Source organism: Bacillus sp. YP1 (assembly GCF_000877815.1).
In the GTDB taxonomy this organism is placed as follows: Bacteria; Bacillota; Bacilli; order Bacillales; family Bacillaceae; genus Bacillus; species Bacillus subtilis.
Map to the genome: position 1 here is coordinate 1,804,066 of NZ_CP010014.1, position 15,234 is coordinate 1,819,299.

General features: G+C 35.3%; 14 protein-coding genes and 5 pseudogenes. 9 read left to right on the forward strand and 10 right to left on the reverse strand.

Annotated features, from left to right (window positions below; genetic code table 11):
• Window positions 1-123: 123 nt before the first annotated feature.
• Window positions 124-477: a DUF3221 domain-containing protein gene (locus QF06_RS08530; RefSeq protein ID WP_038829970.1), complete on the reverse strand. Its 354-nt coding sequence runs from the start codon at window positions 475-477 to the stop codon at window positions 124-126.
• A gap of 163 nt (window positions 478-640) precedes the next feature.
• Between QF06_RS08530 and QF06_RS22100 the strand changes: the two genes are divergently transcribed.
• The gene (locus QF06_RS22100; RefSeq protein ID WP_080332523.1) at window positions 641-874 is read left to right on the forward strand and encodes a hypothetical protein; all 234 of its coding nucleotides are present in this window, start codon (window positions 641-643) and stop codon (window positions 872-874) included.
• Window positions 875-880: 6 nt separating this feature from the next.
• Here the strand turns inward: QF06_RS22100 and QF06_RS22275 are convergent.
• Window positions 881-1,066 (reverse strand): annotated as a pseudogene (locus tag QF06_RS22275) (hypothetical protein); the annotation flags it as partial.
• 95 nt (window positions 1,067-1,161) lie between these two features.
• Between QF06_RS22275 and QF06_RS08535 the strand changes: the two are divergent.
• The gene (locus tag QF06_RS08535; RefSeq protein ID WP_038829969.1) at window positions 1,162-1,425 is read left to right on the forward strand and encodes a hypothetical protein; all 264 of its coding nucleotides are present in this window, start codon (window positions 1,162-1,164) and stop codon (window positions 1,423-1,425) included.
• Window positions 1,426-1,723: 298 nt separating this feature from the next.
• On the opposite strand, the gene ppsA is transcribed toward QF06_RS08535, so the two are convergent.
• The 3 genes from ppsA to QF06_RS08550 all read right to left on the reverse strand — a co-directional run bounded on the left by ppsA (window position 1,724) and on the right by QF06_RS08550 (window position 6,500).
• Window positions 1,724-4,324, reverse strand: coding sequence for a phosphoenolpyruvate synthase (gene ppsA / locus QF06_RS08540; RefSeq protein ID WP_043940136.1), 2,601 nt, complete (start codon window positions 4,322-4,324; stop codon window positions 1,724-1,726).
• Window positions 4,325-4,991: 667 nt separating this feature from the next.
• The gene (gene xynA, locus QF06_RS08545) at window positions 4,992-5,633 is read right to left on the reverse strand and encodes an endo-1,4-beta-xylanase XynA (RefSeq protein WP_015251938.1); all 642 of its coding nucleotides are present in this window, start codon (window positions 5,631-5,633) and stop codon (window positions 4,992-4,994) included.
• A 627-nt stretch (window positions 5,634-6,260) separates the two neighbouring features.
• Window positions 6,261-6,500: a TM2 domain-containing protein gene (locus QF06_RS08550; RefSeq protein WP_014477028.1), complete on the reverse strand. Its 240-nt coding sequence runs from the start codon at window positions 6,498-6,500 to the stop codon at window positions 6,261-6,263.
• Window positions 6,501-6,673: 173 nt separating this feature from the next.
• On the opposite strand from QF06_RS08550, the pseudogene QF06_RS21110 reads away from it, so the two are divergent.
• A pseudogene (locus QF06_RS21110) lies at window positions 6,674-7,010 on the forward strand (helix-turn-helix domain-containing protein).
• Between the two features lie 33 nt (window positions 7,011-7,043).
• Here the strand turns inward: QF06_RS21110 and QF06_RS08555 are convergent.
• From QF06_RS08555 to QF06_RS08575, 4 genes and pseudogenes are all read right to left on the reverse strand, one after another.
• Window positions 7,044-7,398: pseudogene (locus QF06_RS08555) on the reverse strand (hypothetical protein).
• Between the two features lie 871 nt (window positions 7,399-8,269).
• Window positions 8,270-8,551, reverse strand: coding sequence for a hypothetical protein (locus QF06_RS08565; RefSeq protein WP_231573533.1), 282 nt, complete (start codon window positions 8,549-8,551; stop codon window positions 8,270-8,272).
• A gap of 621 nt (window positions 8,552-9,172) precedes the next feature.
• Window positions 9,173-9,399 (reverse strand): annotated as a pseudogene (locus QF06_RS21115) (helix-turn-helix domain-containing protein).
• A 200-nt stretch (window positions 9,400-9,599) separates the two neighbouring features.
• A complete protein-coding gene (locus tag QF06_RS08575; protein WP_038829963.1) occupies window positions 9,600-10,301 on the reverse strand; it encodes a hypothetical protein in 702 nt (233 codons plus the stop codon).
• A gap of 645 nt (window positions 10,302-10,946) precedes the next feature.
• Between QF06_RS08575 and QF06_RS08585 the strand changes: the two genes are divergently transcribed.
• The 6 genes and pseudogenes from QF06_RS08585 to QF06_RS21770 all read left to right on the forward strand — a co-directional run bounded on the left by QF06_RS08585 (window position 10,947) and on the right by QF06_RS21770 (window position 14,670).
• On the forward strand, window positions 10,947-11,312 hold the full coding sequence (locus QF06_RS08585; RefSeq protein WP_038829962.1) for a hypothetical protein: 366 nt from the start codon (window positions 10,947-10,949) through the stop codon (window positions 11,310-11,312).
• A 180-nt stretch (window positions 11,313-11,492) separates the two neighbouring features.
• Window positions 11,493-11,789: pseudogene (locus QF06_RS21125) on the forward strand (SOS response-associated peptidase family protein); the annotation flags it as partial.
• Between the two features lie 252 nt (window positions 11,790-12,041).
• Complete coding sequence (locus QF06_RS08595) at window positions 12,042-12,416, forward strand: YoqO family protein (protein WP_021481445.1); 375 nt, start codon at window positions 12,042-12,044, stop codon at window positions 12,414-12,416.
• A 780-nt stretch (window positions 12,417-13,196) separates the two neighbouring features.
• A complete protein-coding gene (locus QF06_RS22340; RefSeq protein WP_227057947.1) occupies window positions 13,197-13,274 on the forward strand; it encodes a phage holin in 78 nt (25 codons plus the stop codon).
• 132 nt (window positions 13,275-13,406) lie between these two features.
• A complete protein-coding gene (locus QF06_RS08605) occupies window positions 13,407-14,537 on the forward strand; it encodes a response regulator aspartate phosphatase (protein ID WP_021481447.1) in 1,131 nt (376 codons plus the stop codon).
• Window positions 14,527-14,670 (forward strand): hypothetical protein, encoded by a 144-nt coding sequence (locus QF06_RS21770; protein ID WP_153801665.1) that lies wholly within the window; start codon window positions 14,527-14,529, stop codon window positions 14,668-14,670. Before QF06_RS08605 ends, QF06_RS21770 begins: the two co-directional genes overlap by 11 nt.
• Before the next feature lie 153 nt (window positions 14,671-14,823).
• Here QF06_RS21770 and QF06_RS22110 read toward each other — a convergent pair whose 3' ends face one another.
• A complete protein-coding gene (locus tag QF06_RS22110; protein ID WP_021481449.1) occupies window positions 14,824-15,024 on the reverse strand; it encodes a hypothetical protein in 201 nt (66 codons plus the stop codon).
• Window positions 15,025-15,234: the final 210 nt, after the last annotated feature.

The following is a 15,234-nucleotide window of genomic DNA, read 5'->3' on the forward strand; positions in this document are numbered from 1 at the left end:
ACTAACATATCAACCACTTGAATTAACATAACTGAACTTGATATTGGTCACTGGCAGTTTCAATGCAATAGAACAACATTTGTTGTCTCAGAGGTTATCTATATGAGAATTCAACAATTTTTTTTATAATAATTCATATTTTTGTATCGTTGCACTTGGTGGATTTGACTCTTTAAGTGTATGGAACCACACTTTTATTTTTTCACCTCTTTTGAGATCATCTGTGTTATCAATCTCACTTAATCCTACAATTACTATGTTATTTTTAAACTTGTTCATAAGTTGTCCTTCAGAAAGATCGTAATCTTCTTTTACTGGAGCTTTTGTATCGGTAATGAGAATTGCCCTTTCATTGTCTTTAAGCACGACATAGCCTACTAGGCTCTGCATCTTTGTTTCGTCACCGTTTTGTTCATTTTTATTGCAGCCTGCAAGAAAAATAATGAGCACTATCAAGCTTACTCCAATTTTCGGCAACCTTTCTCCCTCCCGTCATGTTTAACAATCTCACTCCATAACTACATATCAATAAACTGTAGTGTAAACCTATCCAGAAACTTCTTCATTTTCTCATATTGAATCTTTTACAAGCTGTTAATACACAGACTAAATCGGGTAAAAATTCGTAGAGGTGATTTCATTGAATGATGATCATAAAGTAACTCATTACTCTTCATTTATTTTTTCAACAATCATGGTATTGGCGGTCGCCCTCTTTCCACAATACACTTCTTGGTTTGTAACAGTTTTCTTCTTGGGTTTTGCACTTATCTATACATTCCAAAAACATAAAACAAGTTCTTCAAAAGCAATATCTTATATTTCGTATTTTTTATTCATTGTTTCATTGACTTACACTTTAGTTAATATGTAAGGGACATTCACCAAACGGATCTACTTCTTTTTGTTCTTTCTCAAATGTTCGTATGTGGTTGCCTTCGAACCATACCCTTACTCTTATTCCGCTTTCAAACTCATTATTGCATGCTGCTTCTTTTTGGGTTCCAGCATAAATATACTTATCATTACTGTCGTCTACTATACATATATTTACTCCCTTTAAAATCGAGATTTTTACTTTTTACGATCCATTATTCACTTTCGAAACAACTTCCAATCACAGCATAATATATGTATAAATTGTAAATGGAGTTGATGTAATTGAAGATTAAGAAAATCTTATTGAGTTCTGCTTTATCCTTTGGCATGCTCATATCCGCGGTTCCCGCATTGGCTGCTGGCACTTCGTCTGAGGTTGCAGTAAAAAGTGATGAATATGATTATGACACTATATACCGCATTAGTCCTCTGCCAATGGACTTCCAGCCAACAATAGAATACAACGGTTATACTTATACGCTTACACGTCATTATTTTGATTACTCAATCGGGTTTTACAAGGCTATTTATACAAAAGTTGTTTAAGTTTATAAAGGAGCATTTTAGCTCCTTTTTCTCTTGTTTTAAGCACAAATACAAGTTTAAATGCTGGTAATAAACAATTCACTTTAAAGAAGCGCCGCCCGCAAAATGCGGCTTTTGCACACTACGCCAATTTTATATAGAAAAGCCAGACCTCCTCCAAGAGGTTCCAGCTTTTCTTAATGTGCTATCGATCTTCGTTAGTTCAACGGGAACTTTATCATTCGGTACAATTGCAGCCTCCCAACTTCTAGTTAGGGCTGGTGGGGAATATCTGATGGCTCTCTACACACATCAGACATTATAAGATTTCAATGTAGCCTTCTGTACCATGAACGCGAATTCGTTGCCCATCTTTTATCAGCTTGGCAGCATTTTCAACGCCAACAACTGCAGGTAAGCCATATTCACGGGCTATAACAGCTCCATGGGTCATCAGCCCCCCAACTTCGGTGACTAGGCCTTTTATGGATACAAACAATGGTGTCCAGCTTGGATCGGTAAAGGAGGTAACTAATATATCTCCATCTTCTAAATCAGCATCTTCCATGCTTAAAATGACACGCGCTCGCCCCTCTATCACTCCGGAGGAAACAGGTAGACCTACAATCGCTCCGGCTGGGAGATTTTCTCGTTTATACTCACCTGTAACGATTTCACCATCAGACGTGATAACACGTGGTGGAGATAGTTTTTCATATAATTTGTACTCGTCTTTTCGTGTACTGATGATTTGATAATCCAGTTTATGTGTGTGTACGACTTCGTGAAGTTCTTCAAAAGTGAGATAGTATATATCTTCTTTTTCTTGAATAACGCCCGCTTCTACGAGTCGTTCGGCTTCTTCCAGTAAAGCCTGCTTATAAACGAAGTATCGATTAATCATGCCGTATTTTGGATATTCCCTAAACCCGCTGAAATTTCGGATGATATCTATCATTCGTTTTGTTTCTTTGGCTTTTTGTTCACCATCCGGTAATTGCTTTAATCGATCTAATAACTCTTGCTCTTTCTTCAAAGCTTCCTGTCGCCCTTGCTCAAATTTCCGATGGCTGGCATTTGGCTCACTGTTATTGATATTATTAAGAATCATTGGGATAAGTGTAGTTGGTTTTTCACTCCATCGAGTTCTTGTAATATCAATTTCTCCGGTACATCGCATTCCGTATTTGCTGAGATAATCATAGATCGCGTCTCGGGTTTTGCTTCCGCCATCAAACTTAGCCAGTTCATCCAAAAAGTTATCATCTTTTACATGTTGTAAGTAATCAATTACCTCTGGATAAGGACGAATCACATCTGCGACGTCTAATAGCGCAAGACCCATTTCGGAAGTAATATTATGGGGTACAGATTGAGAAAGCGTATCTGCTGCGTTTTTTTCACCTAACCACTCGTTCATTTTTTCGTTAATCCATAATGAAGCATTCATAGCAGTTCGAATCACAACCGAACTTTCTGGGTTAAATAAAATCTTCTTTAATTCCTGGATATCTTCCAGAATAAAACGAAATAAATCTGATCCTGATTTCGTTTGGATGTTTTGTTTTAACTCTTCTATCGATGTTTGACTGCTCTCAATCAAATCAGACACGATTGTCGGATCGTTTTCAACTTGAGCCGGCATATCTGCTTTGCCTCTGCTGGGATTTGGTGCTGTTTTATCATTTGGTATCGACTTTATGAAATCTCGTCGCTTTATTATGGTCATAAGTGCGTCTTTTAAGAGCTGATCGTGCTGCCCCATGCCTTTTAAGAAAACTTCTCTGCTGTCAGGGGATGCCAGATGATGTGTGACATCAACAAATAGCCTTCCACCGGCTTTACGCATGGGTGCAGCAGTCGTCAACAGAAAAAAAGACAATCCCAGTGGTTTTATGGGATCCGTCATCATTTGTTGATGACCAACAGAAATATAGACGTGATTTTCTTGGTCACTCGCTTCAGGGATGGGGAATAAAGTAGTGATTGGACGACTCTGTACAATATAAAAAGTATCGCGGGCCAAACACCATTCGATATCTTGCGGCTGGCCGAAATGAGCTTCGATCTCTCTTCCAATGCGTGCCAGCTGTAAAATTTGTTCATCAGTCAGTGTTTGAGCCTTTTGCTGATCAGAATCGATCTGCTGTGTTTCTGTTCCGCCTTCTTTTCGTCCGTAGATAGCCAATTTTTTAGTTGCTATTCTCTTATCGATGATTTGCCCATCCTGTACTTTATAACAATCGGCAGATACCAAGCCGGAAACCAGTGCTTCACCAAGTCCAAAACCGGCATCGATGGATAACACCTTTCGGCTTGAGGTAATCGGATCAGCGGTAAATAAAATCCCCGAAGCCTGAGGGAAAACCATCCTTTGAACGATAACGGATAAATAGACTTGGCTGTGGTCAAATCCATTTTGCATACGGTAAATAACCGCGCGATCCGTAAATAGGGACGCCCAGCATTTACTGATATGCTGCAAGATTGCATCGACGCCGATAATATTTAAATAGGTGTCTTGTTGACCGGCAAAAGAAGCATGAGGTAAATCTTCAGCAGTCGCACTAGAACGCACGGCATAGGCATGTTCCTCGCCAAACTGGGAGAGATATTGAGCCACAGCTTTCACAACATCAGAAGGGATGTCTACTTCCATAATGATTTGCCGAATCTTTCTGCTGATGTTACCAACTTGATCTCGGTCCTCAACTTTTAGCATCGCCAATTGATCCAACAACACTTGTAACGTTTCGTTTTGTTCGATGGCTTTTTGATATCCTACTGTTGTGACACAAAATCCTTCTGGTACTTGTATACCTTGAATTTTTGATAATTCCCCTAAATGTAACCCTTTTCCTCCAACGAGCGAAAGCTGTGTTTTTTCAATTTCATGTAAACCGAGAACCAAAGAACTCATTCTACATCTCCCCTTCAAAAAAAATATTGACAAGAGCTTCCTAGCAGGATATAATAAGATTATAAGATGGATATCTATAACCTTTTAACTAGAAAGCGCACGTAGTGTGATTATATCACCGTGTCTGTTTTTGTGCAATATAAAAAGAACCTGGTGAAATTGCCCAGGTTCTTTTCTTAATTTCCATAGCTAGTCGCATTAAAAAACTTGGTTTGAGCTGATTCAATCCTCTAAGGAAATCCTAAAGTTGGGTTCTTTTTGAACTTACTTGCTTTGTTCGTAGAGTCCCCATTCATAAATTAGACTTTTTGTTCTTAACAGTCCCACCTTTAACTAGTGTAAAGTTATGAAGATTTGGTTAACTACTAGATATTTTTATTTTGAATAAGGCTTATGTTTGATAAAGAAGAGTTATGTAAAGGTGTCTGTTGTGAGCAAGCGCTGACTACAAAAAATTGTAGCATTCTCATTTAAATACCATTCTATTAACCTATAGGAAAAGTTATAAAACCAGATGGAGAATACCCTACCTCCAGCAATTGCAAGGCCGTTCACCTAGTAGAAAACAACCTTTAACCATTACTAACGATTTTAATAATCATTGATTATAAAACTTCTCAAGGAACGATCAGCAGCCCGTTAGCTACCCCTAATTAAAGATGATCTGTTACCACACTGTTACGTTAGAACTTCCACTACTTTGATATCCTTCTGTCGCCATGACTTGGTAAGCCCAATTACTGCCCAGATTCATTCCATGGCTCTTCCATGCGTTCACATGATTACTGAAAGTGATTGTAGCGTTGCTTCCAGTTGGTCTCTTCGTCTGACGAACACTCCAGTACTGCGTAAAAGTAGTGCGATCGCCATCAATGGAAGGTGCGTTATAACGTGTAGTTGTATATATGTCATATGTACCCCCATCACTTTTTACAGTACCTTTATACGTTCCAGTAGGTCTATAAGTACCCCATGAATCCACTACATAATATTCTATGAGAGGTGATCTCGTCCAACCATATAAAGTTAAATATCCATTGCCATTCGGTGCCCAAACTCCGGCATTATAGTTTATCGTCCTAAATGGCGAACCTGTAGTCCAACCTTTACCAACAACAAAATTTCCGGTATTAGACCAATTAACACTGTAGTTCCCGCCAGACCCATTGACAGCGTTTACTATACCGCCCCCATCAGTCCAATTTTGCCAGTAGTCTGTGCTAGCTGCAGAGGCGGTTGCCGAAAACAAGCTAATACTCATTAAAGCTGCCGATAATCCAACTAAGAAATTCTTTTTAAACTTAAACATATGTTACCTCCTATAATATTTTTTCCAACTTTGAGGCAGCACTCGTATACATTTAAAACATTTTTAATTACTAACGCCAAAGCTTTTGATCGTCCCCTTCAGTATAATACCACGAATTCATGAGCAAATATTAAAAGTATTTGTAATTTAATTACAAATACCTAGAAATGCATTATAAGTGGCCTTGTTCCACCATATCCTGATCCTTTTTTCGCAGGATCACAATTCTTGTTTCTAATTCAGATGGAGTAATATCTGTAATGAATTCCCATTGAACTTTTCGTATAAAGGAGATATATATTAGAGATTGTGAAGTCATTGTTGCTGCCGCTTGTCTAATGAAGGGAAGCAAATTTATGAAGAATATGAAGAACTGAAGAAGAAAACAATTAAGGTTATACTAAGAATCGCTCAATTAGAATTATTGACCAAAAATTTGAGGATGATAGCTTAGGTCAGTTTTACAAAGAAGTTGCAAGATTGTTATTTGAAAGAGCTCTGAAAAAGAAAAATAAGAATTGACAATCAGGGTAACTGTGGAATGTAACCGAGCCTCCAATTCAAAATAAATTTCTTTAACATTCTTATTTTATTATTTAAAGAGGGACTGTATATCCCTCTTTAAAATTAAGCTTTAGATTGCTGCTGGAAGTAATAAAAATTGTACTTTTGATCAAACGCTTCTTCGCTTCCACAAAGAAAAATAATGAATTCAATAAATGCGATAATAGAGGGGATACCAGTCCAGCAAAACAAAATATATAGAATACCTTGTCCTACTCTTCCCAAATAAAACTTATGTATTCCCAGACCCCCGAAGAAAAATGCTAATAATGCCGCTACAATTTTGTTCTTCTTGCTTACCATGACTTCCTCCTAGTTCATTGCTGCCGATTTTAAAGTAATGCTTTCATATTATAATGATGCATTTCCACCAGAAATCGTGAAAATTTTGAAATTCTTTTGAGATATTTTTATTTTATTGAGAAATGAAAACTCATATAATTGAACTAGATGGTTTTGGGAGGCGTTTATTCAAAATCTATGGTCAAAGATTACGTCAATTACGAAAGCACACAATTTAACAATGGAACAGTTAGGTAAGAATATTGGAATTGCAAAATCAAGTTACGGTGGGTATGAAGCTGAAAGCAAAAAACCACCATTGACAAATTGGTTACTTTAGCTAGATTATATGATGTTTCAGTTGATTACATACTTGGGTTAACAGATGATCCTGATCCTAAAGTGGAAAGAAAAAATCTAAAAGAGTTTTTAGAAAAACCAGATATTCACTGGGATGGATATAAACTTACCCCTGAGATGTTAGATCCTATCCGGAAAATTTTGAAGTTGATTACTGCAAACAACAATTAGTAAAGTCCGCATAAGGGCTTTTGCATAAAACAATTATTTTATTGAATTTTCTGGCTCATTTTAAGAAGTTTATTCATGATGATAGCTAAACTTTCACCAGCTTTTTGTGGCTTCTCACCTGTTTTTATCAGAGTAATTAAAGCACTTAAAAAGTCCACTAAGCTATTTTGATTTATTTCAACTGTTTCTTTATAAGCTTTGTAAGCTTCCTCAAACTAATCAAATTGCACACCCTTCATAGCAGCAACAGCTAATTTATTGAAATATTTCCATATGACTCTGTTAAACTAAAAAATCTTTTGACATTGATTAGTAAGGCAATGCACTTTAAATAATCGTACCCCAGACCAATATGTAAATTGCCTGTTGCAAACAGCAAATCGTTCAAATCTGTGAACGGTTCACCATTCATTGCAACTGTTTCAATCCCTTTAGAGAACATTAGAGGCCTTATTGCTTTAGGATTCCTTTCTGCAGTTCCTTTTCTAATTAATTCTTTTGTGGTTGGAACTCCTCCAAATAGGACAGATGCTTGTGAGCAATGGTATTCAACTTGAGCATATTTTTTAACAGCTGAAAAAACTCCCAAAAGAATTAAACTTATAATTATTAAAGTGATTGTCCAGGCGTTATACTCTGTTGTTATTGCTGTTATCAAAAAAAAAACAAAAAAGTTTAATATAGGTACAATTGTAAGTTTTGATTTAAAAAAAGGTAAGTAGAATGGTAGTTATAGTTGCTAAACAATTAATAACTATTATAAATGTGTACAAATCCATTTAGTTTCACACCTTTTGATTAAAAGGATTCTTTTATCTTAATGGCTCTCCCGAAGCTATATGCCAATGTAGATGCTTCGAATCCTGATACTTTCCCAAGTTTGTAAGTACTCTACAAGAACCGCTTTCTTTTGTTACCATAGCTGCAACCTTTTTTATTACACCAAGCAACTCATATAGTAGCTCGTATCCTCTTCTTCCAAAGTATTAAAGAAGAAATATGTTTTTTAGGAATTGCAACTGCAACTATATGGACGGGCCAAAAAGGTCTTGTGTGATGATAGCCAATACATTCTCGTTTTCTAAAACTTTATTTACTTTTGTTTTTCCACTTAATACTTCATCGCAATAAAAGTCTTCACTCATTATTAATCCCCCTTATAGTGTTTAGATTTGATCATCATAGCCAATTACAAATTAACCAAATACTCTTCTCAAGTACTTGGTTCTTTGTTGGTACTATACCATCCTTTAAAGTGGTCAACCAAATGAATCATTTATTTTCTCTGCTTTTCCTTTAGAATCCATGCCTAATTGGGTAAAGCCACCTTTGCTGCTTAGCGGTTCTCCATCCCCTTGCTTATCAGATTGTATAAGAGCTATGTAGTATCTCCTAAGTCTAGGCCAAAAGGTTATAGAGCCACCAAAGTGATTCCGATAGTGATCAACATTAAGTTTTGGTTTATAGCCCTTTGACTTTAAATATTGGGCAATTTCTTCAGCGCCAAATTCTTGACCTATTTGACCTCTTTCTTTAAGCACATTCTAAACCCCACTCATAATAAAATGATTATTTTATTACTATTATACTACAATTTTCCATGGTCACACTAAACAAAAAGCAGTCTATTCAGATCTGCTCCTTAGTGTTTTCATCTTTTAACTTTTTGTTTAGTTTGAAACCAATTAAGACATTGACAATAGCTGATGGAAGATATAAAACTCCTGCACCTATTATTCCTAATGCAGTACTTGAACTCACTATAAATGTCTGCATTTCTGTGTTTCTTGACTTCAAGCTAAGTAATACTAGAAGGCCAGCTAAAACTCCCATAAGCCGTGCAATACCTGGAATAAAAAAATCTGTTAGGACTCCAAATAATTGCCCTATAATTGATAATGTAATCCCCAAAAAGCTGGACAATAAGACTAAATTTTTAACGGCGTTTCACCCCTTTTCAAAGCCGCTTCCATTGACTTCTTATATACCGTGTGAACCTTAACCTTGTTTCAGGTGAAATGATCTCGTATTTTAGGATTTCTTTCTCTTTTTTAGTTAGGCCCAAAAACATTTCCTTTCCCCTAACTGTATAAAGTACGATTTTATGTAGATCTAGAAAACTTGTAATTATTTCCTAACCTTACAACTTTAGTATACCATTTTCATCCTGAGTGATCGATATGGTTATGATTTTTTGGAAAATCAATAACTTATGCAGCTCGATGTTTAGATATGTACAGACTTTATCTAACAGCTCTCTTGGATACCGCTCCATTTCATCTCTGTATAGCTTTCTGACAGTCGGATACTCATGATCAATATCTCTGGATAGCTGCCTAATACTGATCTTCCTTTCGTCTAATATGTGCTTTAAATTTGATTTAATCAGTGTTCTCGCCTCAATTTTGATCACTTAAAATGATCATTAAATTTGTATTAATGGCCAAGGCTTTCAATCAGCCTTAACCCTAAAGAAGCTTAAAATAGATATCATCGGGCTCGTCATGGTCAATCCCATATTTGCCTTTAATTTTTACGTCCCCACAACCGGGATTCTTTTCGACTCATAACGAGCTTCACTAGCTGCGCTCAATGTTTTTCGTAATAATAGGATTTGAACCAATGATAATTTCTACCCTTATTTTCACACCATTCAATAAATCCCTTTGATTGTTTTTCTGTAAACAACACCCAATCATTCAACAGATCTTGATAATAGTTAAGTGCTTCATTATTGTTATTTCTTGTTTGTTGACATTCTACCTTGTTGTTTAGCTGCAGCGACTTAATAATAAGTGCTGTATCTTCTTTAATATCGCCAAGATACAAATCTTCGGATATATGATGAAATGAATACCAAAGGGCGTTCAAATTAATATCGATTAGCGTTAATAAGGATAATTGTTCATTGCTGCCACCAAGTCTAAGCGCATTGTGTAAGTAATCGACACGTTTTTCGGTATTTAAAAACACGCCATACCACCTATATGGCCTTGGATCTTCCGGATTATTCTTCATCCATCCCTCAAGTAAAGGCTTTAAAAGTTCCTCTTCCAAAGGATGAACGAGTACATGGTGAATATCATCTGATGTTTCAAATAAAGCAAATAGCCAACAAGCAAACTTCTGTTGGGCATTATTATCCCACGTTTTTGCTTCATCAATAAAGGAAGATAATGCTTTAAAGGATTCCTTACGTAACCCTTTTTCTTTGAGGGAGCAGAACTTTTGAAGTAATGGATATTCATCCAATCTGTCACTTTTCAAGATATTAGTTAAGATATTTACCATTGCTCACATCTCTCTTCGTTAAGAATAAAGTCCATGTTTTATTTAGGTTTTGTACCTTGCTATATCACTAAGAATAACTTGATTTCCATTTTCCTTTTTCTACACCTGAATGTTTTTCAAAATGCTATAGTTGCATTATTTAATTTACTTCACTGAAAGTAATATGAACAATAAACTGAGTTGTTATCTTCAACTATAAAGTATGTATCCTGGATTAAGAAATTTGTAAAGCCAGCTGTTTTAAGTATCGCTTTACTCATCTTGAGCATATCCATCTGGATATCATAATCAGTTTGAAGATCCAAATTAGTAGTAAACGCTGCATGTAATTCAAAGAAAGAATTATCAAATTTAAAGTTTAGGATTTTCATAACGATCCCCACCTTACCGTTTCCTTTATTATACAGTGAGAGCTTAACTAATTAAAACTGCTGTTTTATTCAAAACTTAATGTCCTTTGTTCCTTTCCCTCTTCCGACCATTGCGGATGCTAGCCACTTCATAGTTTCTTTAATATAGTTTTAATATAATAAAAGCTTCATGAGAAAAGGTCATTTTTTGCCCGCTTGCACACCCCCCAACATTTTTAGTTATAATTATTATAAAAATCAATAGGAACTATAAATATATTAAAGAGGGATTACTATGACTAAATTATATACATGTTTAATTTGCGGATATAAAGGATTAAGTGAAAACCCATTAAACAATGATGGTGAGTATCAAAAAACATTTGAAATCTGCCCTTGTTGCGATTTTGAATACGGCTACAGTGAAGATCATGACGTAAGCTTAGGTTTTATTGTAACTCCAGATTATTTAATTGACGCTGCAATTCAGTTATACCGAAAACAGTGGATTGAGAATGGAATGAAAATTGCAAATCCTGAAGATATTCCAGAAGAATTAAGAAACGGTGACTGCTTAAAATTTAAGGTGTTGTTAAAGCAATTGAATAGCCTAAATCTTGATACAGAAAACTTTGAAATCAAGGAATTTAATGGTTATTAGGCAGCTTCAAGCCCCCTGTATGGGGGCTTTCTTATTATTGTAAAGACTATCAGAAGACTATTTTAGTATTAATATCATTGATTATTCTTTCTCCATATTCCCCTGACCAACACTTCAACTTCTTTAACCTCAACTGTTTGCTGCATCACATCCCTCCTTTTTGTTTTTCGTGTATCAAGCTTGTACAATGACATCATAAAGCAATTCAACATAGATCAATTCTTACCTGAAGGTGAATATCACCCAAACTATAATGTCGCTCCTTCACAAAACATCCTGACAATCATTAACGATGGATCCAATAACCGTCTGGGCAAGCTTAGATGGGGCCTTATCCCTCCTTGGGCTAAAGATGAAAAGATCGGATACAAGATGATTAATGCTCGTGCCGAAACACTGGCCGAGAAACCAAGCTTTCGAAAGCCACTTGTCAGCAAACGTTGTATCATACCCGCTGGCAGGTATACAGAATACCGTTCTGCATTATCTTCCCGAGCTTCCACCCACTCATAGTCACCCACCGTCCAGAAACGCGGTGAAGCTTGACCGTCGCTGTCTTGATATTTCAACTCTTGCTGAAGTTCTTTTAAAAACTGAATATCTTGATTCATTCATTTCCTCCTATCTGTTTAAAATCTCGATTTTAAGTTAACTTTAAAGTAAATGTCTTGAGAAATTCCCCTTTAATTGGTAATCTGGCACCTAGGATCATACAAAGAAGGTGATACCTTGAAAAAAATAATCGGAATAATTGGATTAATTGCTTCCTTAATTGTGCAAGGATTTTCAGCAAGCGGTTCGTTGACTCATGAGATTGCTATGGCTTGTCTATTTGTATTTCTAATAATTTATAATTTTGAACATGCTAAGGATTTCTCTAAAAAATCTCTAATTGTTTTAGGAGCAATCTTTATAGCTCTAATGCTAGGTATTTATCAACTCATTTCCTTTAGCGGTGATTACTTTGATAGGCTTGACTTAAATATTGGACTTATCATCTTACTTGAGATCGCTTTGATCATTGTTTTGGTATCTATTGCAGTAAATTTAATGAAACTTATTGCGAATTGGTTAAGGAAAACACCTCATGGTAAAGAGTCTTAACTCTTTGCCTTGTGGTCTCTTATGTATGAAATCAAATGCTTTCCCTAATTCCTTCTCTTCTGTTACCGCTGAGTAATAACAATTACTTGGCCAAATCTTATATTGCATATAAGGATTAATCAGTCGAGATCATTAAGGGATCAAAATATGGCCAAATAAAAAAACGATGGATGCTCCATTTCCATTAAAAAGACAAGATTGAATATATGTAGTACTTCACTCAGAGCATTTTGCTTATTAAGGCTATAATAAGTGTTCGTATTAATTTTTCCTGTTACGATAACGGTCAAAAACTTCGAGCATAACCATTATATGTAACTGAAATGCAGGTAGAAGAGCTATTATATAGGGATTTAACTACCAATATATAGGGGGTATATTAACATCCAAATACTCAAAAACAAGAACAAAAGTGCCCATAGCACCTCTATTTCCACACCCTCCCCAAATTTACATTTTCCTAATATCGCATAAAATCGTCCTTTTCACTTCGTAATCGCTATCGTAAAAGCCTATATTATCAACGTTTTTCCTTCTGAAAATTTTCCCTTTTTATTAATATCTCCTTAAAACAACCACTTTTCCCTACTCCCACTTACATTTTATCGTTTACCCCCTATTCACTAATTAAAGTATCAAAAATCCTTATGTTTACTGTCTTTTTTAACTCATTATAAATTTTTACGATAAGCATGTTATTCGTGTACGTTATACGACTTGACTGTATTTGGTGACGATTTAACAGAGAAATTTAATGCACTTCTAACTTTTTAAACTGCAATGGGTATCATTGTTGACTCAACAACTCAAGGTATTTCTGATAGTAAACAAGCAATGGATTATGATTCACCGAGATAAAACCCCTGCCCTTCTCTTAATTGAAGAGGGTATTTTTTCGCTTTTTAAGAAAATGTTAATCTTCCTTAAACACTTAAATATGATAAAATATTACATATTTAGTCTATTGGATACATAGAGGGAGGGATTTCAATGGAGCAATTAATTCCGTCATCCACGGTTGGAGTTAAAATCAATGAGTGGTATAAATACATACGGATGTTCGCCGTTCCAGATGCTGAGATATTAAAAGCAGAGGTTGAAGAAGAAATAAAACATATGAAGGAAGATCAAGACTTATTGTTGTATTATTCTCTAATGTGTTTTCGTCATCAGCTAATGCTGGATTACCTTGAACCTAAGTCATTGAATGAAGAACGCCCTAAAATTTCAGACTTATTAGAAAAGATCGAAAGCAGTCAAACAAAGCTTAAAGGTGTCCTGGAATATTACTGCAATTTCTTTAGAGGAATGTACGAATTTGATAAGAAGGATTATATAAAAGCAATAAGGTCATATAAAATTGCTGAGAAAAAGCTCGCTTTAGTAACAGACGAAATTGAACGAGCTGAGTTTTATTTCAAAATGGCTGAAGTGTATTATCACATGAAACAAACCCATGTATCAATGCACTATGCTGAAGCAGCACTTAACATTTATAAAGACCAAAAAACTTATACTGTTCGCCGAATACAATGTGCATTTGTTGTAGCAGGCAACTTTGATGATCTGGAAAGTCATGAAAAAGCAGTTCCGCATCTTCAAAGAGCCCTAAAAGATTCTAAAGCTATAAACAAGCACAAACTAATTGGGGCATCATTATATAATTTGGGAAATTGTTATTATAAGATGAAAGAGTATGACAAAGCTGCTGAATATATTGAACAAGCAGTTTCACTGTACGAAAACGATAAAAGTGATCTTCTCCCTCACACGTTATTTACACTGACACAAATTTACTTTAAAATGAAGAATATTGAAAAAGCCTTTATACTTTATAAAAAAGGAATCGAGAAAGCACAAGCCATTAACGATGATGTCTTAGTTGCTGAGTTTAATTACTTAAAGGCTTTATATATCGACTCTATAGATAAACGCACAGTTTTCCGAACTTTTTCTGTACTTAAAGATAATGTAATGTATCCAGATTTAGAGGAATTAGCACTCGACACGGCTAATTATTGTAAGGAGATAGGGCAATTTGAGAACTCAACCACCTTTTTTGACGTCATGGTGGATGCCCGAATCCAAATACAAAGAGGAGAGTGTTTATATGAAATTTAAACTTGCATTAGCCACCTTGTCAGTTGTCGTTGGATTAGCAATTTTTAGTGGCTTTTCATCCTCGAATGACAAAGAGTTCCATGAAGCTAAAAGGAATATTACTTCTATTCAACCGACCAAGTTTTTTGTTTAATATTTAAACCATTAGAAACATTATCGAGCAATGGGTGCTACTAATTTGTCAACTCTTTATTAATCATTAGCTAATTAAACTAAAAAGACCGCACTACGAAATACAGTCAGTGTGGTCTTTTGTCTTCAAAATAAAATTTTAATGGAAAGTTTGTTACCACATATGCAAAGCAAGAAACGAAAGCCCCCATGCTAATATGCCGAACATTACGAAGAACCTAAGAAAAGTTTCATATTTTGTAAGTCTTCGTTCTCTTTTTATTTTACTCAATCTCCAATAAAAGGCGTAGCCGGAGAACAATAAAATTATTTGTCCCAGTTGTGACACAGATTCTAAAAATTCTATCCCATTCATTGATTTTCACCTCGTTTATTTATGAGAAAAGTAGGTTTTATTACTCAGATGAAAAAACCATTTCCAACTGTTTAAGTAAAAATAAGTAAGCCATACTGTGTCTAATGGTATAAGAAAAGATGTCCTCTGTGTCTAGTAAAACCATAGTGTATGGTGGCAGAATACGTTATGTTTCTCTATTAAAATAAGCAAATTAACATTGTAGTTTTA